This is a genomic window from Acetobacter fabarum, from assembly GCF_011516925.1.
GTDB lineage: Bacteria > Pseudomonadota > Alphaproteobacteria > Acetobacterales > Acetobacteraceae > Acetobacter > Acetobacter fabarum.
The window spans coordinates 111,475-127,602 of sequence record NZ_WOTG01000001.1 but is presented as its reverse complement, the minus strand read 5'-3'; the positions used below and the strand labels follow the sequence as shown (position 1 = coordinate 127,602).

The 16,128-nt window shown below is 57.5% G+C and carries 17 protein-coding genes and 1 tRNA gene; 11 read left to right on the top strand and 7 right to left on the bottom strand.

The annotated features are described in order from the left end of the window. Positions 1-45 precede the first annotated feature (45 nt). The gene (locus tag GOB83_RS00655; protein ID WP_165924955.1) at positions 46-564 is read left to right on the top strand and encodes a DUF2147 domain-containing protein; all 519 of its coding nucleotides are present in this window, start codon (positions 46-48) and stop codon (positions 562-564) included. A gap of 51 nt (positions 565-615) precedes the next feature. Here GOB83_RS00655 and ubiG read toward each other — a convergent pair whose 3' ends face one another. Beyond that, complete coding sequence (gene ubiG, locus GOB83_RS00650; RefSeq protein WP_165924954.1) at positions 616-1,356, bottom strand: bifunctional 2-polyprenyl-6-hydroxyphenol methylase/3-demethylubiquinol 3-O-methyltransferase UbiG; 741 nt, start codon at positions 1,354-1,356, stop codon at positions 616-618. A 172-nt stretch (positions 1,357-1,528) separates the two neighbouring features. Here ubiG and GOB83_RS00645 point away from each other — a divergent pair, with 172 nt between their 5' ends. From GOB83_RS00645 to prfA, 6 genes are all read left to right on the top strand, one after another. Next, positions 1,529-2,782, top strand: a complete 1,254-nt coding sequence (locus GOB83_RS00645) for an aspartate kinase (protein ID WP_086645896.1) — start codon at positions 1,529-1,531, stop codon at positions 2,780-2,782. Further along, positions 2,775-3,863, top strand: a complete 1,089-nt coding sequence (locus tag GOB83_RS00640; protein ID WP_095348888.1) for an NAD(P)H-dependent flavin oxidoreductase — start codon at positions 2,775-2,777, stop codon at positions 3,861-3,863. The genes GOB83_RS00645 and GOB83_RS00640 overlap by 8 nt, the downstream gene beginning before the upstream one ends. Positions 3,864-3,900: 37 nt before the next feature. Beyond that, entirely contained in the window at positions 3,901-5,169 is a 1,269-nt protein-coding gene (locus GOB83_RS00635) for a helix-turn-helix domain-containing protein (protein ID WP_242005672.1), read from the top strand. Positions 5,170-5,307: 138 nt separating this feature from the next. Beyond that, complete coding sequence (gene ispG, locus GOB83_RS00630; protein WP_086645898.1) at positions 5,308-6,468, top strand: flavodoxin-dependent (E)-4-hydroxy-3-methylbut-2-enyl-diphosphate synthase; 1,161 nt, start codon at positions 5,308-5,310, stop codon at positions 6,466-6,468. Between the two features lie 122 nt (positions 6,469-6,590). Then, positions 6,591-7,838 carry a histidine--tRNA ligase gene (gene hisS / locus GOB83_RS00625; RefSeq protein WP_095348886.1) on the top strand — a complete coding sequence of 416 codons (1,248 nt, stop codon included), beginning with the start codon at positions 6,591-6,593 and terminating at the stop codon, positions 7,836-7,838. Then, positions 7,838-8,896, top strand: coding sequence for a peptide chain release factor 1 (gene prfA, locus GOB83_RS00620; RefSeq protein WP_165924952.1), 1,059 nt, complete (start codon positions 7,838-7,840; stop codon positions 8,894-8,896). The genes hisS and prfA overlap by 1 nt, the downstream gene beginning before the upstream one ends. Positions 8,897-8,901: 5 nt before the next feature. Here the strand turns inward: prfA and GOB83_RS00615 are convergent, their stop codons facing one another. After that, on the bottom strand, positions 8,902-9,246 hold the full coding sequence (locus tag GOB83_RS00615) for a hypothetical protein (RefSeq protein WP_373321578.1): 345 nt from the start codon (positions 9,244-9,246) through the stop codon (positions 8,902-8,904). Positions 9,247-9,405: 159 nt separating this feature from the next. On the opposite strand from GOB83_RS00615, the gene prmC reads away from it, so the two are divergent. Then, positions 9,406-10,284 carry a peptide chain release factor N(5)-glutamine methyltransferase gene (gene prmC, locus GOB83_RS00610; protein WP_165924950.1) on the top strand — a complete coding sequence of 293 codons (879 nt, stop codon included), beginning with the start codon at positions 9,406-9,408 and terminating at the stop codon, positions 10,282-10,284. A 93-nt stretch (positions 10,285-10,377) separates the two neighbouring features. Here the strand turns inward: prmC and GOB83_RS00605 are convergent, their stop codons facing one another. Continuing rightward, a complete protein-coding gene (locus tag GOB83_RS00605; protein ID WP_165924879.1) occupies positions 10,378-10,518 on the bottom strand; it encodes a hypothetical protein in 141 nt (46 codons plus the stop codon). Positions 10,519-10,556: 38 nt separating this feature from the next. Here GOB83_RS00605 and GOB83_RS00600 point away from each other — a divergent pair, with 38 nt between their 5' ends. Continuing rightward, positions 10,557-11,000: a DUF4167 domain-containing protein gene (locus GOB83_RS00600; protein ID WP_165924949.1), complete on the top strand. Its 444-nt coding sequence runs from the start codon at positions 10,557-10,559 to the stop codon at positions 10,998-11,000. Between the two features lie 161 nt (positions 11,001-11,161). Here the strand turns inward: GOB83_RS00600 and GOB83_RS00595 are convergent. Further along, positions 11,162-11,236 (bottom strand) — tRNA-Met (locus GOB83_RS00595). A gap of 96 nt (positions 11,237-11,332) precedes the next feature. Continuing rightward, positions 11,333-11,791, bottom strand: coding sequence for an MlaD family protein (locus GOB83_RS00590; RefSeq protein ID WP_095348883.1), 459 nt, complete (start codon positions 11,789-11,791; stop codon positions 11,333-11,335). Positions 11,792-11,921: 130 nt separating this feature from the next. Here GOB83_RS00590 and GOB83_RS00585 point away from each other — a divergent pair, with 130 nt between their 5' ends. Further along, a complete protein-coding gene (locus GOB83_RS00585; RefSeq protein ID WP_165924948.1) occupies positions 11,922-12,770 on the top strand; it encodes an undecaprenyl-diphosphate phosphatase in 849 nt (282 codons plus the stop codon). A gap of 12 nt (positions 12,771-12,782) precedes the next feature. Then, positions 12,783-14,327: an amino acid permease gene (locus GOB83_RS00580; protein WP_165924947.1), complete on the top strand. Its 1,545-nt coding sequence runs from the start codon at positions 12,783-12,785 to the stop codon at positions 14,325-14,327. Here the strand turns inward: GOB83_RS00580 and GOB83_RS00575 are convergent. Both GOB83_RS00575 and GOB83_RS00570 read right to left on the bottom strand, forming a co-directional pair. Further along, positions 14,317-15,387, bottom strand: coding sequence for an ATP-binding protein (locus GOB83_RS00575; protein WP_194301251.1), 1,071 nt, complete (start codon positions 15,385-15,387; stop codon positions 14,317-14,319). The genes GOB83_RS00580 and GOB83_RS00575 overlap by 11 nt on opposite strands. Before the next feature lie 8 nt (positions 15,388-15,395). Next, positions 15,396-15,962, bottom strand: coding sequence for a DedA family protein (locus tag GOB83_RS00570; protein ID WP_086645908.1), 567 nt, complete (start codon positions 15,960-15,962; stop codon positions 15,396-15,398). Between the last annotated feature and the right edge of the window lie 166 nt (positions 15,963-16,128).

Below are 16,128 nucleotides of genomic sequence, written 5' to 3'. Positions count from 1 at the left end.
TAGGCGGGCAAGCCAGACCGCCGCCCGCTTGAGGGAGAGGCAGATATGACAAAGAACAGAACGTGCGGCGCAGTGCATAAAGCCAAGGTGGGGTTTGCTGCCCTGCTGGCCATTTTGCTGGCTGGTGCGCACGCTGTACCTTCATCTGCCGCAGAACCGCCGGTGTCGAACGCCGCCACCTTAACAGGGTACTGGCTTAGTCAGGACCATGACGGCGTGTTTAAAATTGACCACTGCGGGCAAAATCTGTGCGGCCATCTGGTTGGCCTGCGTTACGATGGTACGGATGTACCCCGTGGGCATGATGGCAAATCCGAGTGTAACCTGCTGATGTTAACGGATTTTCGTCCTATGGGCGAAAGTAATGCAGGGCGCTGGGCCGGGCATATTCTGGACCCCGATACGGGGCATCTCTATGATTCTCAAATCTGGCTGGCGCAACCTGATGTGCTCAAGCTGCGTGGCTATATAGGGCTGCCTATTTTTGGCGAAACCCAGACATGGACCCGCTACAATGGCCCCGCCATGGGGCCTGTGTGCAAAATTCCCGATTCAGTCAAATAGGGGGCTGGTCTGGAGTGACTGTAAGCCTCCAGACCATAAAAAATTTTAAAATCAGTATTTTGTAAACGCCGCGATGTAGTTGATGCCAAGGTCGCGGGTTTCCTTCCAGCCCATTGGGCCGGGTGCCATGCCTGCTATGGCGGTCATGCGCAGGCCCGCCGCACGGGCATACTGGCCCAGTTCGGATGGCTGGATGAACTTGCGCCATTCGTGTGTGCCCACGGGCAGCAGGCGCAGAATATACTCGGCGCCAATCTTGCCAACCGCAAGGGAGCGCAGGGTGCGGTTCATGGTGGAAACAATGACCGTGCCCTTTGGCCCTGCAAGCTGGGCCAGCATGTCCATAAATGCTGCAGGATCAGTGACATGCTCGATAATTTCTAACGCCACAACCGCGTCAAACTCGCAGCCTTCAGCCACAAGGTCTTCGGCACTGCCATTGCGGTAGTGCAGTGGCCCCGCATGTTCGGGCAGCGGGCAGGTGGCCAGATGCTCCTTGGCGGCGGCAATACCGTTGGCTGATGCATCCAGCCCCAGTACGTCATAGCCTGCTTTGGCCAGGGCTTCACTCGCAAGCCCTGCGCCACATCCGATGTCCAGAATTTTTGCGCGGCGTGTGGTGCGGCCACGCAGGGGCAGGTGGCGGCTTGCCCAGTCTATGCGCAACGCATTCATGGCGTGCAGTGGGCGCATGGGGCCGGAAGGATTCCACCACTGCTCCGCAAGGGCGCTAAACCGTGCGATTTCTTCATCAGAGACGGATGAGGGCGCGTGTGGAGTGGTGGCGTTCATGCAACAAAATCCTTTCCTGCTGGTCTCCCCGCTGGACGAAAGGGGGCCGGGAAGGTTATGTGACGCGCCTTGTAAAGCTGTGCAACCATTCCTGTTCGTCTTTTCTGGCAAAGCTGGGGTCGAACTGGAGCTGGTGGCATGTTCTGCGGCTTGTCTGGTGGAGAATAAAGCTATGTCCGGTTCCGCACCCCGGATTGTCATGAAATTCGGCGGAACGTCTGTCGGCGACCTTGATCGTATTCGAGCCGTGGCCGAGCGCGTCAAAAAACAGAAAGACGCAGGATGTGATGTTCTTGTTGTCGTTTCCGCCATGGCGGGGGAGACAAACAGGCTTGTCGGTTTCTGCCAGTCCCTCTCTCCCCTGCATGACCCCAAGGAATACGATTCCATCGTGGCCACGGGTGAGCAGGTGACCAGCGGCCTGCTGGCCATTGCGCTGCAAAAGCTCGGTGTGCCTTCACGCTCGTTCGCGGGGTGGCAGGTTCCCATTCTGACCGATTCGGCACATGGCAAGGCCAGTCTGGATACAATTGATGGCACAAAGCTGCTTGGCTGCATGGCCGAGGGTATGGTGCCGGTTGTTGCGGGCTTTCAGGGCGTTGCGCCAGACGGGCGTGTTTCCACCCTTGGGCGTGGCGGGTCCGATACCTCGGCCGTAGCTCTTGCCGCGGCAATCAAGGCGGACCGGTGCGATATTTATACGGACGTGGACGGGATTTACACAACCGACCCCCGTATTGTGCCCAAAGCGCGCAAGCTTGATAAAATTACCTATGAGGAAATGCTGGAGCTGGCATCAGTCGGTGCCAAGGTGCTGCAAACCCGCAGTGTAGGGCTTGCCATGCGCGAAGGGGTGCGGGTGCAGGTGCTTTCCAGCTTTGCAGATGGTCCGGCAGTTATGGAAGGGCACCTTCCCGGGTCTTTGGTGGTGGATGAGGACGAAATCGTGGAAAAGAAACTGGTTACCGGCATTGCCTACTCGCGTGATGAAGCCAAGCTGTCGGTCCGGCGCATTCCGGACCGCCCTGGCATTGCCGCAGCAATTTTTGGTCCCATGAGCGAAGCGCATGTGAATGTGGACATGATTGTGCAGAGCACAGGCGCAGACGGCACCACCAACATGACCTTCACAACAAGCAAGAGCGACCTGCCGCAGGCGATCAATGTGCTGGAAAGTGTCCGGGACTCCGTGCAGTACGAAGAACTGGCAACAGACCCGGATATTGTTAAAATCAGCGTTGTTGGCACGGGTATGCGCTCGCATGCCGGTGTGGCCAGCACCATGTTCCGCACACTTTCGGAACGCTCGATTAATATTCAGGCCATTTCCACCAGCGAAATCAAGATTTCGGTGCTGGTGGCGGCGGAATACGCAGAGCTTGCCGTGCGGGCCCTGCATACCGCATATGGGCTGGATAATGTCTGAGCAGAACAACACGGTTGCCGTGACCGACGCCCCAACCCAGCCCGAACTGCAACGCGCGCGCAAGCGGCTGGATGCGTTGTGGCGGCGTGGGACCGACTTTTTGGGAACACAGTACGCCATTCTTGGCGGGGCCATGTCCTGGGTGAGCGAGCGCAATCTTGTGTCCGCCATTTCCAACGCAGGCGGGTTTGGCGTTATTGCCTGCGGGGCTATGGAACCTGCGCGTCTGGCGGAGGAAATTCAGGCAACCCGTGCCCTGACCGACCGCCCGTTTGGCGTAAACCTGATAACCATGCACCCGCAGCTGACCGAGCTGGTACAGGTCTGTCTGGATGCAGGCGTTGGCCATATTGTGCTGGCTGGTGGCATTCCACCTGGTGCGGCCATCAAGGCCATCAAGGACGGCGGGGCAAAGGTTATTGCCTTCTCCCCGGCGTTGGTTCTGGCCAAGCGTCTGGTCAAAATGGGCGTGGACGCGCTGGTAATTGAAGGGGCGGAAGCAGGCGGGCATGTTGGCCCTGTTTCGCTGACCGTTCTGGCGCAGGAAATTCTGCCGCATATTCAGAGTGTTCCGGTTTTTGTGGCCGGTGGTCTGGGGCGCGGGGATGCTCTGGTGTCTTATCTGGAGCTTGGGGCTTCGGGGGGGCAGCTGGGTACGCGCTTTGCCGCGGCGGAAGAAAGCATTGCTCACGAAAAGTTCAAAAAAGCGTTCGTGCGTGCCGCCGCGCGGGATGCCGTAACGTCCGTGCAGCTGGATGACCGTTTTCCGGTTATTCCCGTACGTGCCCTTGGTAACGAGGGCGGGCGGCAGTTTGTTACCCATCAGGCCGATGTGATCCGCCGCTTTCAGTCGGGGGAACTCACGCGTGAGGCAGCCCAGCTGGAAATTGAACATTTCTGGGCTGGTGCGCTGCGCCGTGCGGTTATTGACGGCGATGTTGAACAGGGGTCTGTTATGGCAGGCCAGTCTGTTGGTATGGTAACGTCAGTCCAGCCTGTGGCGCAGATCATTGACGATCTGGTGGAACAGGCGACTGTGGCTTTGGTACGTCAACAACGTCGTATGGATGCGGATGGCTGAATACGCCCAAGGTTCCGATCAAGAGCAAGGCTCGCCTTTGCCTCCGCTTCCCGATGTGGAGGCGCTGGGGGTAGGCGAAGCTTTGCGTAAACGCCGCGAGCAGCTTGGCTGGAGCATCGGGGATGTTGCGGCCTGGCTGCGGATTCGCAGCGTTTACTTGGAGGCGCTGGAAAATGGGAATGCCAGCGTATTACCAGCAGAGGTCTATGCTCTGGGCTTTTTGCGGGCATATGGGCAGGCTCTCGGGTTCAATCCCGACCAGATGCTCAAGCTTTATCGTCAGGAAGGGCGGCTGGGTACGCGCAAGCCGGATCTGGATTTTCCCGATCCGCCGCCAGATCGCCGCCTGCCGCCTGCCGTTAGTATTTCCCTTGGGTTGGTCGTTATTCTGGCAAGCTATGTGGGGTGGTACTGTTTTGTGGGGCATGCCCCACCTGTGCCCGAACGCGTGCCGCCCGTTGCAACCCTGATGCCTGGTGAGAGTGCAAAGAATGCGCCCTCGCCACAGGTTGCTTCTATCCTGCCTGATCACAACATGGCACAGCTTCCTCCCTTGCCGGCGGCCCAGCCTGCACCGGCACAGAGTACGCCAGTGGTGCCTACAGGGGCAGATGCGCCCGCACCAGTTAATGCGCCCGGTGTGGCGGACGCATCGGTGGCACCACAACCGGATAAGCCGGTTGCAGGGGAAGTGCCCGCCGTTCCTCCTACGGTTGAGCCGCCTGCTGCCAGTGTGCCAGAAACGGCCAGTGCCAGTGCCAGTGCCAGTGCCAGTGCCAGTGCGGATGCGCCTCTTATGCTTAAGGCGCAGGCTCCAAGCTGGGTGCAGGTCAGGAATGCGGCAGGCAAGGTCGTGTACGACCATATTCTGCAACCCGGTGATGTCTGGACTGTTCCTGCCGATAACGGGCCGTACAGCCTGACTGTTGGCAATGCAGGCGGTGTAGCTTTTGCCCAAGGGGACATGACAACCCCGCCATTGGGGCGGAATGGTGCGGTTCTGCGGCACATTGCCCTAACGCCGGAAGTGGTTCAGCAGGTCCAGGCCGGTGGGGGAGTAAGTGCCACAGGAGCACCAGTGGTTGTGCCGTCACCTGCTGCGGTGGCGGCTGTGCCTACCAGAACCAGCACGGGTGCAACGCCTGCGGCTGATGCGCCCGTAGCACCAGAAAATGGAGCAGGGCGTGTTGCCCAGCCTGCGGTAGAGATGGCCAAACCACCACCGCACCGTGAGGCACCACCGCCTGCCGAACCAAGTGCGGATGACCTGAATGCCCGCCAGTTGAATGGGGCTGGCGCGCACTGAATGGCTCTTTCCATGCTTTATGTGTAGCCAACCGGACTTGATTTTGGCAGGAAAGCACCAAACCTAGAGCGGGAGACACCGCAGCGCCGAACTGCGGCCAGACCTCCCCCAACTGTCGTTTCGACAAAAGGATGCAAGATGAGCGGCTACCGGCCTTACCAGCATATCGAGCGTCGGAAATCTCGGCAGATCCACGTCGGCAAGGTAGCCGTCGGTGGTGATGCCCCGATTTCCGTCCAGACCATGACCAATACCCTGACCAGCGATGCACAGGCGACCATCGAGCAGATTCGTCGTGCCGAACTGGCCGGGGTGGATATTGTTCGTGTTTCCTGCCCGGATGAGGATAGCACGGCAGCACTGGCGGAAATCGTAAGGGAAGTGAACGTGCCGATCGTGGCCGATATTCACTTCCACTACAAACGCGCTATTGAGGCCGCCAAGGCCGGGGCTGCCTGCCTGCGTATTAACCCGGGCAATATCGGCAGTGCCGAGCGTGTGCGTGAGGTGGTGCAGGCTGCCAAGGATTACGGCTGTTCCATTCGTATTGGCGTTAATGCCGGATCGCTGGAAAAGCACCTTCTGGAAAAGTATGGTGAGCCCAACCCCGAAGCACTGGTGGAAAGCGCGCTCGAACACGCCAAGATTCTGGAAGATCATGACTTCCGTGAATTCAAGATCAGCGTAAAGGCATCGGACGTGTTCATGGCCGTTGCGGCTTACCAGCAACTGGCAGATGCGTGCGATTACCCGCTGCACATTGGCATTACCGAAGCCGGTAGCAAGCGCGCAGGTACGGTCAAGTCCTCCATCGGGCTGGGTAACCTGCTCTGGGCTGGCGTGGGCGACACCATGCGTGTTTCCCTGTCTGCCGCCCCGGAAGAAGAAGTGCTGGTCGGGTGGGATATTCTTAAATCCCTTGGCCTGCGGCACCGTGGGGTTAAAATTATTTCCTGCCCGTCCTGCGCACGTCAGGGCTTTAATGTGGTGGAAACGGTGCAGACTCTTGAAGATCGTCTGGCCCATATCAAAACCCCACTTACGCTTTCCATCATCGGTTGCGTGGTCAATGGTCCGGGTGAAGCCCTTATGACCGACCTTGGGGTGACCGGGGGCGGTTCTGGCCGCCATATGGTCTATTCCGCCGGTAAGCAGGACCATACAATTGCTGCGGATGACATGATCAACCATGTTGTTGATCTGGTTGAAGAGCGCGTGGCTGCCATTGAGGCAGAAGAAGCCCGCGCAAAGCAGGAAGGGGCTACCCCAGAACTGCCGGATATGGCGTCCGCCAACTAAGTTCGCCTATCACCCGCCACGCGCTCCGGGCATGTTCGGGGCTGTGGCGGGTTTTATTTGCCCAATAGACAAAGATCAGGGAGCAGCCCGCAAGGTGCCGCTCCAATCAGGAAAAACAGGCCGTGAGCAGCATTCAGCCCGTAAGAGGAACGCACGATCTTATTGGAGAAGAGCAACGCCGCCATGCGCGCGTGGTCAATACCGCACGCCATATTGCCGGGCTCTACGGGTTTGATGAGTGGTCTACCCCCATTTTTGAAGAAACCCGCGTATTCTCCCGCTCTTTGGGCGATACATCGGACGTGGTTTCCAAGGAAATGTATTCCTTCAATGACCGTGATGGGGATAGCCTAACCCTGCGGCCAGAAGGTACGGCTGCCGTCTGCCGTGCGCTGGTGACCAATGCGCTCACCCAGTCACTCCCCCAGAAGGTGTTTTATACGGGGCCCATGTTCCGGCATGAGCGGCCACAAAAAGGGCGTTACCGCCAGTTCCACCAGATTGGTGCAGAATTGCTGGGCGCGGCCGAACCTCTGGCTGATGCGGAAGCCATAGCTCTGGGTTATGCCGTGCTTGAAGCACTGGGTGTTGCCCAGTACGTAACACTTGAGTTGAATACGCTGGGTGATGCAGCCAGCAGGGATGCATGGCGGCAGGCGCTTGTAACGTATTTTTCCGCCCATAGCGCCAGATTGTCTGAAGATAGCCGCATCCGGCTTGAAAAAAACCCACTGCGTATTCTCGACAGCAAAGATCAGGGCGACCGTGAGCTCGTGGTCAACGCGCCCTTGATGGAAGAATTCCTGACCCCAGAGGCCCGGACATTCTGGGAGGAACTGCGCCACAAGCTCGACCTCTTTGGTATTGCTTACACGGTTAACCCCGCCATTGTCCGTGGGTTGGATTACTACAACCACACGACGTTTGAATTTGTAACCAACCGCCTTGGCTCGCAGGGTACGGTGCTGGCCGGTGGGCGGTATGATGGTCTGGTCAAGCAGATGGGTGGCCCGGAAGTGCCCGCCATTGGCTGGGCCGCCGGGGTGGAACGCCTTGCCATGCTGCTTGAAGAGGCTCCCTTGGCCCCGCGTTCCGTGGTGCTGATTCCGGTAGGCTCGCCGGATGAAAAAGCCGTGTGCCAGATTTTGCAGGCATTGCGCCAGCAGGGCGTGCGGACCGAAATCGGCTACAAGGGCTCGCTGCGTAAGCGTATGGAACGGGCAGGCAAGCAGAACGCAAGCCATGTGCTGTTTCTGGGCGAGGATGAACTGGCCCGCGGTGTGTTCCGTGTCAAAAGCATGGAAACCGGGCAGGAAAACGAAGTGGCGACACAGGCGCTTCTCTCTGATGCGCGGAGCATTTTTGCGTAATGAACCTTGATGAACGGCTGGACCGGATTGCCAGTCGCGCGCTTGAACTGGAAGCGCTTCTGGCGAGTGGCCTGAGTGGGGATGCCTTTACTCAGGCATCGCGCGAATATGCGGAAATTGAGCCGGTTGTAAGCTGCATTAACGGCCTGCGTGCAACAGAAAAGGGTATTGCTCAGGCAGAGGCCCTTATGGCCGACCCGGAAATGCAGGAACTGGCGGGGGAAGAACTGGCAGAACTGCGTGAGCAGTTGCCAAGGTTGCAGCGCGAAGTGCGGCTGGCACTGCTCCCCAAGGACGTAGCGGACGAGCGCAGCGCCATTCTGGAAGTGCGCCCCGCCGCTGGTGGGGATGAAGCGGCTCTGTTTGCGGCTGAATTGTTCGATCTGTACCGGCGGTATGCGGACCTCAAGGGGTGGCGCTTTACCGTTATGGATTATGACGAGAGCGAACTCGGTGGCCTGCGCTGTGGCATTGCCGAAATTAACGGCAAAAGTGTTTTTGCGCGGCTTAAATACGAATCTGGTGTGCACAGGGTGCAGCGCGTTCCCGCAACAGAAGCGCAGGGGCGTATTCACACATCCACGGTTACGGTGGCTGTTCTGCCAGAGGCGGAAGAGGTGGATGTAACCATTAACGAAAGCGAACTGCGCATAGACGTTTTTCGGGCGTCAGGGGCTGGTGGGCAGCACGTTAACAAAACTGAAAGTGCGGTGCGGATTACCCATCTGCCGACCAACATTGTTGTGTCCATGCAGGAGGAAAAAAGCCAGCACAAGAACCGTGCCAAAGCGATGAAGATCCTGAGGGCCCGTCTGTACGAGCGCGAGCGGGAGCAGGCTCATGCCAATCGTGCGGCGGACCGGCGCTCTCAGGTTGGTACGGGGGATCGGTCCGAGCGGATACGCACGTACAACTTTCCGCAAGGTCGGGTTACGGACCACCGGATCAACCTGACCCTGTATAAAATTGATCGCGTTATGCTGGGCGAACTGGATGAGTTTGTGGATGCGCTTGCGCAGGAAGAGCAGGCCGCTCTTCTGGCGGATGCGGGGTTCTAGCGTTTTCAGCTAATCGGGGCGGAGCAGACTTCGCCCCGACCGGGGAGCCGCTCTGCCACCTGCGGAGCCTGTGGGTCCAGTAGAAAGAAATCCTTAAATCCGTATGAGCCAAAAGCATAAAAGTGGTGGCCATCGGGATTGTGCAAAATACCGTTACTGCTCACTTCGTGCGTTTCTGTCCGGCCATCCGCGGTGCGAATGGTAATTTCCCCGCACAATGTATAGGTGTGGTCCACACGGCCCAGTGGGGTAGGGATACGCACAGTTTTGTGCCGCGTGGCATCATCAAGCCGGAACTCGGATACGAGCTTGCCGTCCAGATAAATGCGTGAGACTTCGGAAATTTCCATGTCAGCTTTTCCATCCGTTACCGTAAACTCGCCAGCCAGAGCCGGGCGCAAGGGCACCGCCACAGCCAGCAGGCTTATGGCGCTCAGCAGCACAGCAGTCGGGAGAGTGAATGAAAAGCGTGAAGTAGACATGGATATTGGGTCGGGTGATTTGTTGAAATGACGTGTTCGAGCAAAGCAGAAAAAACCGTGCACCACCAGTCTCTACACGACCTGCTGGTCAGTGGTGCGCAACTTTTGCGTGACGCGGGGGTGGAAAACCCCCGGCGGGAAGCACGTCTGCTCTTGCAGCATGCTCTGGGCATAACGCCCGAGGCGCTGTTGGGTCTTTCCCCGCGTGAAGAGGTCGCTACCGAACCGTTTTTGGACTGGGTTACCCGCCGGGCAAGGCACGAGCCGTTTGCTTATATTACGGGTAGCAAAGGGTTCTGGAGCCTTGATCTGGCAGTCTCTCCGGCGTCCCTTGTGCCAAGGGGGGACACAGAAACCCTGATTACCGCCCTGCTGGACGCTTACCCGGACCGCAATGCGCCTTTGTCGTTTCTGGACTTGGGGACGGGGTCTGGCTGCATTCTGTTAGCGGCTCTGGCAGAGTACCGGCAGGCTTGGGGTATTGGGGTGGATGTTAATCCGGCTGCCGCCAGTCTGGCCCATGCCAATGCCCGGCGCTGCAATATGGTTGATCGTGCGCTGGTTATGGCAGCCCGGTGGGGAGATGCACTGGCCCCCCAGACCCGGTTTGATGTTGTGTTCAGCAATCCGCCCTACATTCCCACACCAGACCTTGACGGGCTGATGGAAGAGGTAAGGGCGCATGAGCCCGTGCGGGCATTGGATGGCGGGAGTGATGGCCTGGACGCCTACCGCGACCTGTGTGCCCGACTACCTTTGTTGCTGCGTGATGGCGGGGTTGGTATTTTTGAAATCGGGGTAGGGCAGGAGCAGGCTCTGCGGGGCATAGCCGCGCAGAACGGGTTGGGTGTAGTGCGTGTACTGGCCGATCTGGCCGGAATAGCCCGCTGCGTTGTGCTGCGTTAAGGGCTGCCATAAGCCGGAATATAAAAAAACCGGTTGGCTTTGTGGTTGTGCGTTGTTATTGTCGTCTGGCTCAGTCCTGCGGCAGTATTCAGATTAGCCAGATCTGCCTCGGTGGATGAGCGGTAAGGGCCTTTCTTCCGGCAATAAAAACAGATTGCCGCCAAAAGCCCATTCCGAAAAAACAATTCGGCCTTCATTCAGGAACATGCCTTTTGTATCGGACTGTTTCTTCATGCAAAGTGCCATGAACAGGAAAGCACTGTGATAAACCCATGAATGTAAAACGGATGCGTACCAGACACCATCGCTCCAACGGGAGCAATGGAGCGTCCAGGCAGTTGAATGGCCAGATTCCAATGAACCGGAATCATGTTTTTGACAGTCATGGCCCCGATGTACGGGTCAGAGGCACAGCACAGCAGCTTTTTGAAAAATATCTCCAGCTCGGCCGTGATGCAACGGGGAGCGGTGACCGCGTGGCGGCTGAAGCCTATTTCCAGCATGCCGAACATTATTTCCGTATTCTCAACGCCATGGCGCAGGCTGCGCAGCAAAGCCAGCAGGAGCGTGCGGAACGTCAGGCTGCCCGCCAGCAGCGTGTTACGTCCAATGCGTCTGAGGACGAGGAAGACGATCAGGCAGAAACCGAGAACGAAGCTGTGGCCGAGGTCAAGGACCTGTCGAGCGAGCCGCAGCCCGAACTGTCCGAAGGTTAATTCCGGAGCTTTGCTACCCTGCATTCGCCCTGCTGACCACGTATGTGGAGCAGGGTGGAGCAGGTTTGCTTCCGTGTGCAGATGCCAAGCACAGGTATAACAATGCCTGTTTGGTCTGTTTGACCAAAAGGTAAAGTTAACGTTTTGATTTTTAGGGAATTTGGTAGCGGCGGAAGGATTTGAACCTCCGACCAAGGGATTATGATTCCCCTGCTCTACCACTGAGCTACGCCGCCATTGGTTGGTGGCGGTTATGTATCTGTTCCCGGGGGGGGCGTCAATCCATCTTGTCAGATTTTTTTGAAAAAACTGATTGGTTGGAGGCAATTGGCTTACTGCTCCAGATTGCCCGCGCCAAAAATGTAGTTGCTTACCTGCTGTTCAAGGCTTGAGGGTTCAAGTGTGTGGGTCATTACCTGCCCGGACTGGGCGAGGGTTGTAGCTTTTCCCGGCTCGATCATCAGCGCATTTTCGGAGGAGAGGGTGCCGCTGCCAATGGTCAGGGTGCTGTCGGTTGGCAGGTGGAGTGCGCTATCCAGCCGGAAGCGGACAATGGCCATCTGGGATGCCGGGTCGAGCACAATGCTGGACACGCGACCAACCTTGACCCCGGCAATATCCACATCTGCCCCGCGCGCCAGACCGTTGGCAGAAACAAAGCGGGCTGTAAGTTCGTAGGATGATTTGCCCGGTGTTTTCTGGGTATTAATCGCGTACATGCCAAACCCTGCTGCCGCAGCCAGAACCAGAGTGCTGCAAATAATAGCGCCTATGTGGTTTTGTCGGCTCATGGTTGGCTCAGGCCCTTATCAAAAAGTGTGCTTGCGCAAAAAGTTAAACAGGACGAAATCCTTGCAGCACTTAGGCGCATGGTGCAAGGACAGCAGTCAGATAACAGACCGTTTGGAACGCTAAACTTACATGTCCCTTTTTCAGGCACTTATCATGGCGCTGCTACAGGGCGCTACAGAGCTTTTTCCTGTCAGCAGTCTTGGGCATGCTGTTGTCCTGCCGTCTTTGCTGCACTGGTCGTATGATCTGCATGACCCGACCTTTCTGCCATTTCTGGTCATGCTGCATATGGGGACATCCGTCGCCCTGCTGATTTTTTTCTGGCAGGACTGGCTGGCCTTGGGCAAAGGGGCGTTTGGGGCGTTCGGGCACCGTATCCAGCTGGAAAGCCTGCATATCCTGTGGCTGATCTGTCTGGCAACTGTGCCTGCGGTTATTGTTGGTGGTCTGTTCGAGCACTGGTTGCGCAGTGTGTTTGGTTCTGCTTCCTCTGCCGCATTATTCCTGTTCCTTAACGGGGTGCTGCTGCTGGTGGTGGAAAAACTGCGGAACCGTGTCGTCCGCAAGGATGTCCGGTATCTGGCCAGCCTGACATCGCACGATGCGCTGTTTATTGGTTTTTTCCAGTGCTTTGCTTTTTTTCCCGGCCTGTCGCGTTCGGGCGCAACCATTTGCGGGGGGCTGCTGCGCGGACTGCACCATGATGCAGCGGCGCGTTTTTCGTTCCTTATGGCTCAGCCGGTCATTATTGCCGCAACAGTGCGCGAAGCCTTTAAAATGCGCCACACCCCCATCGACCCGGCCCAGATGCACATTGCCCTGTTGGCGGCGGTTGTGTCGGGGGTAACTGCTCTGGCGAGTACGGCTTTTCTGATGCGCTATTTCCGTAAGCATGACAGTTGGGCGATGTCACCTTTTGCATGGTACTGCATGGTGGTTGGCGGGACTGCGTTTCTGATCTTCCATTTCGCACGGTAAGTGGTGGGCGGGATGAAACGGGTGCGTGCTCCCTTGCTGCGCAAGTCACTGGCCAGAATAGAGCTGGAAAACGGACAGCAGCGCCTGAAAAAAACGCTGGGACCATTGCAGTTGACCATGCTGGGCGTGGGCTCAACCATTGGTGCGGGTATTTACGTCATGACCGGAACTGCCGCCGCCAATTACGCTGGCCCCTCCATTCTGCTGTCTTTTATTATTGCGGGTATTGCCTGCCTTTTTACGGCTCTGTCCTATGCGGAGCTGGCATCTGTTATGCCGGTATCGGGGTCAGCCTACACGTATGCTTACGTATCCATGGGGGAAGGGTGGGCATGGGGCGTTGGCTGGCTGCTGTTGATGGAATACGGCATTTCCTGCGCGGGTGTTGCTGCCGGTTTTTCAGGGTATGCTGCCAGTCTGCTGGAAGATCTGGGGGTGCATATTCCGTCTGCTTTGCACACCACAACTCTGGAAGTGGTTTCTCTAGGTCTTAACCGGCATATTGCAGGCCATTGGCAATGTGACCTGCTGGGAGCCTTGTCCATTGCGATCGTGACCGGGCTTCTGGTCGTGGGCGTGCGGGAATCCTTTAAAATCAATTCACTCATTGTGGTGCTTAAGGTGGGTGTGCTGGCGGTTTTTGTGGCTCTGGGTGTGTGGCAAATGCACCCGGCCTACTGGACGCCGTTCATTCCTGCGTATCAGGGTGGTTTTCGCTACGGTGTTCCCGGTATTTTCCGGGCGGCGTCGGTTATCTTTTTTGCTTATGTCGGGTTTGAGGCCGTTTCTACCGCAGCGGCCGAAGCCAAAAACCCCAGGCGGGACGTGCCGGTGGGGATTGTGCTGTCACTGGTGGTGTGCACGGCGGTATATATGGTGGTGGCTGCCGTGCTGATAGGTGTTGTGCCATGGCAGACGCTGGATGTGGCGGACCCACTGGCTATTGCGGTTAATGCCATGCATCAGCCGTGGCTTGCCCTATTTGTTAAAATTGGCGCGGTCATTGGCCTGTGTTCGGTACTGATGGGTCTGTTATACGCCCAGAGCCGAATCTTTTTTGCCATGGCTGAAGATGGCTTGCTGTTTTCCGTTTTTGCGCGTTTGCACACGCGTTACCACACGCCATGGCTTGGCAGCATCATGCTGGGGAGTGTGGTCGCTCTGGCGACTGCCGTTCTACCAATTGATATTATTGGTGATCTGGTCAGTCTGGGCACGGCAACAGCGTTTGGCATTGTCTGCTTTACCGTAATATGGATGCGCAATACGGCTCCGGACTATAAGCGCGCTTTTGTTGTGCCGTTTGGCGGGTTTGTGCTGCGCGGCGTATGGGTTGGGTATGTGCCGTTGCTCGGCATGGTGTTCTGCGGGTTTATGGTTGCTCCGCTCTGTTGGGAAATGGTGTTGTCCCTTATGGGGGGGGACCCCGTACCCGCTCTATTGTTGGCGGTTTATGCGTTGTGTGGGTGGGGGTGCTACCGCTTTTACGGGCGGCGTCATTCCCGTCTGGCGCAGGAGCACCGGGCTACAATGGCGCAGGATGCGCTCAGTCATTAAGCGGGTAGGACGCCAGCAGTTTTTTCTGTTCGCGCCACAGGCGTAACCCGTACCACAGGTTTGTGGGTTTCCAGCCTGCGGCCTTGTTTTTGGCCCCTATGCGGTAGCTTTCTCCGTAATGCAGGAACTGTGCTGCATAGGCCTCGCGCAGGGTCGTTCTGGCATCCCAGATATGGATGGCTTCCGCGCCAACACCGTTGATTTCTATGATCTCAAAATTCTCGCCGCGGGCGAGGTCTTCCTCACACCGGAATTTCAGGTCAATGCGCCCGAAATAAAAGTCGGGAATATCCTGCATGATCTGGTCGATCCGCTGGGTCAGTTCCGGCGTAATGTCGGCTATGCCATTGCGAAAAACCGCCCCTTTGCAGTGATTGCCTGCAAAAACCAGATCAATCCTTTCCCCCTGCTCGGGAATGGTGTGCAGGCGGTGCTGCAGGCGCGGGGTGTAAATATGCAGTACCTTGCTGGTGCGGGCGTCCTGTTTGAGCAGTTCCAGAACGGTATTCCGGCCATTGCCGATCAGGAAGGGGATGTCCTTGTATGTCAGGGATGTCAGGCGGCCTGTGGGTTCATCCGGGTGGCGGATGTAAAACAGCCCGGCTTCATGCGGCCATGTGATCAGTTTTTGAATAACAAGTTCCACATTGCGCGGGAAGGATGCACAGACCTGTGCCAGTTCCTCCTGCGTATGTACCAGCTTGACCCCCGTGCCGTTGCACCCGATGTCGGGTTTGACAACAACAGGGAATGCCAGCTCCTTGGCGTGCATGGCCTGCGTGGCCTTGGCCAGATCGTTCTCGCCAGTGGTTAACGTTGCGTATGGCGCAATCCATTGGGTGGCATATGGGCCAGCCATGTCCAGCAGGTCGCTTTTCTTTTCCCCGCACAGGCCACCGGTGGTTATACGGGGGTTGGCGGCGGTGGGGAGTGTGACATCCCTGTAGCGCAGGCCAAGCAGGATCCAGTAAGCCACAACGGGTGTGTAAAATACCCAGCGCGGCCAGAACTCGAAGAGTGAGAGAGGGTTAGGTTGCTTGTCTTGCTGGGAGGGGGGCATGGATAAGGTCATATCTTGTGTTTTTGGGTGCGCGCAACAAGCCGCCCCACCAGAATGATGGCGGCTACAAAGCCGGCCACGCCAACCCAGCGCCATGCGCCAAGATGGGCCAGAAGTGCCCCCCCCACACGCAGAGAGAGCATAAAGAGTGCTGTTGTCCACAACAGGGTGGCGCAGAAGGTGGCCGCTGTAAAAACAGCCAGCCCGGCCCGGAAAAAACCACAGGCCGTATAAAGGGGCAGGCGTGTGCCCGGAATAAACCGGCTGACAAATACAACCACAAACAGGTTCCTGCTCAGCCATGCCTGCTGTGTCTGGGCAGAGGGAACGTTAACCCAACGCTGTGCGGGGGGCCATTTGGCGGCTAACGCGCCCAGAGCGTAAAGCCCCACATCGCCCAGAACAATGCCCGCGTACAGGGCGCCCAGAGCAACGGGAATACTGATTGTGTGGAGATGAACCTGAATGGCCGTAACAACGGTTGCCGCGTCCTCCAGCACAAAAGTTGCCAGAATAACAATCAGAACCTGCAAAAGAGGTTGTGTGGCAGTCAGTTCCAGAAAATGGTCAAGCACAACGGAGCCTGCTCTCCAACACGGCAGATGTGGTCCGGCTTGCGCACAGAACCTGCGGCAACAGGCTCTTTTACGCGTCTCCTGTCAAGTTTTGGGGGATGCGTACAAAAACCGGCATTGCATATGGTTAGCCGGAGTTCTGGCATGGATTAAAGCGGACAACACG

What these genes read in the sequence shown, in the direction of transcription:
- GOB83_RS00655 (WP_165924955.1), top strand. Translation starts at nt 46, where the DNA reads ATGACAAAGAACAGAACGTGCGGCGCAGTGCATAAAGCCAAGGTGGGG.
- ubiG (WP_165924954.1), bottom strand. Translation starts at nt 1,356, where the DNA reads ATGAACGCCACCACTCCACACGCGCCCTCATCCGTCTCTGATGAAGAA.
- GOB83_RS00645 (WP_086645896.1), top strand. Translation starts at nt 1,529, where the DNA reads ATGTCCGGTTCCGCACCCCGGATTGTCATGAAATTCGGCGGAACGTCT.
- GOB83_RS00640 (WP_095348888.1), top strand. Translation starts at nt 2,775, where the DNA reads ATGTCTGAGCAGAACAACACGGTTGCCGTGACCGACGCCCCAACCCAG.
- ispG (WP_086645898.1), top strand. Translation starts at nt 5,308, where the DNA reads ATGAGCGGCTACCGGCCTTACCAGCATATCGAGCGTCGGAAATCTCGG.
- prfA (WP_165924952.1), top strand. Translation starts at nt 7,838, where the DNA reads ATGAACCTTGATGAACGGCTGGACCGGATTGCCAGTCGCGCGCTTGAA.
- GOB83_RS00615 (WP_373321578.1), bottom strand. Translation starts at nt 9,246, where the DNA reads ATGGAAATTTCCGAAGTCTCACGCATTTATCTGGACGGCAAGCTCGTA.
- prmC (WP_165924950.1), top strand. Translation starts at nt 9,406, where the DNA reads ATGACGTGTTCGAGCAAAGCAGAAAAAACCGTGCACCACCAGTCTCTA.
- GOB83_RS00605 (WP_165924879.1), bottom strand. Translation starts at nt 10,518, where the DNA reads ATGAAGAAACAGTCCGATACAAAAGGCATGTTCCTGAATGAAGGCCGA.
- GOB83_RS00600 (WP_165924949.1), top strand. Translation starts at nt 10,557, where the DNA reads ATGAATGTAAAACGGATGCGTACCAGACACCATCGCTCCAACGGGAGC.
- GOB83_RS00590 (WP_095348883.1), bottom strand. Translation starts at nt 11,791, where the DNA reads ATGAGCCGACAAAACCACATAGGCGCTATTATTTGCAGCACTCTGGTT.
- GOB83_RS00585 (WP_165924948.1), top strand. Translation starts at nt 11,922, where the DNA reads ATGTCCCTTTTTCAGGCACTTATCATGGCGCTGCTACAGGGCGCTACA.
- GOB83_RS00580 (WP_165924947.1), top strand. Translation starts at nt 12,783, where the DNA reads ATGAAACGGGTGCGTGCTCCCTTGCTGCGCAAGTCACTGGCCAGAATA.
- GOB83_RS00575 (WP_194301251.1), bottom strand. Translation starts at nt 15,387, where the DNA reads ATGCCCCCCTCCCAGCAAGACAAGCAACCTAACCCTCTCTCACTCTTC.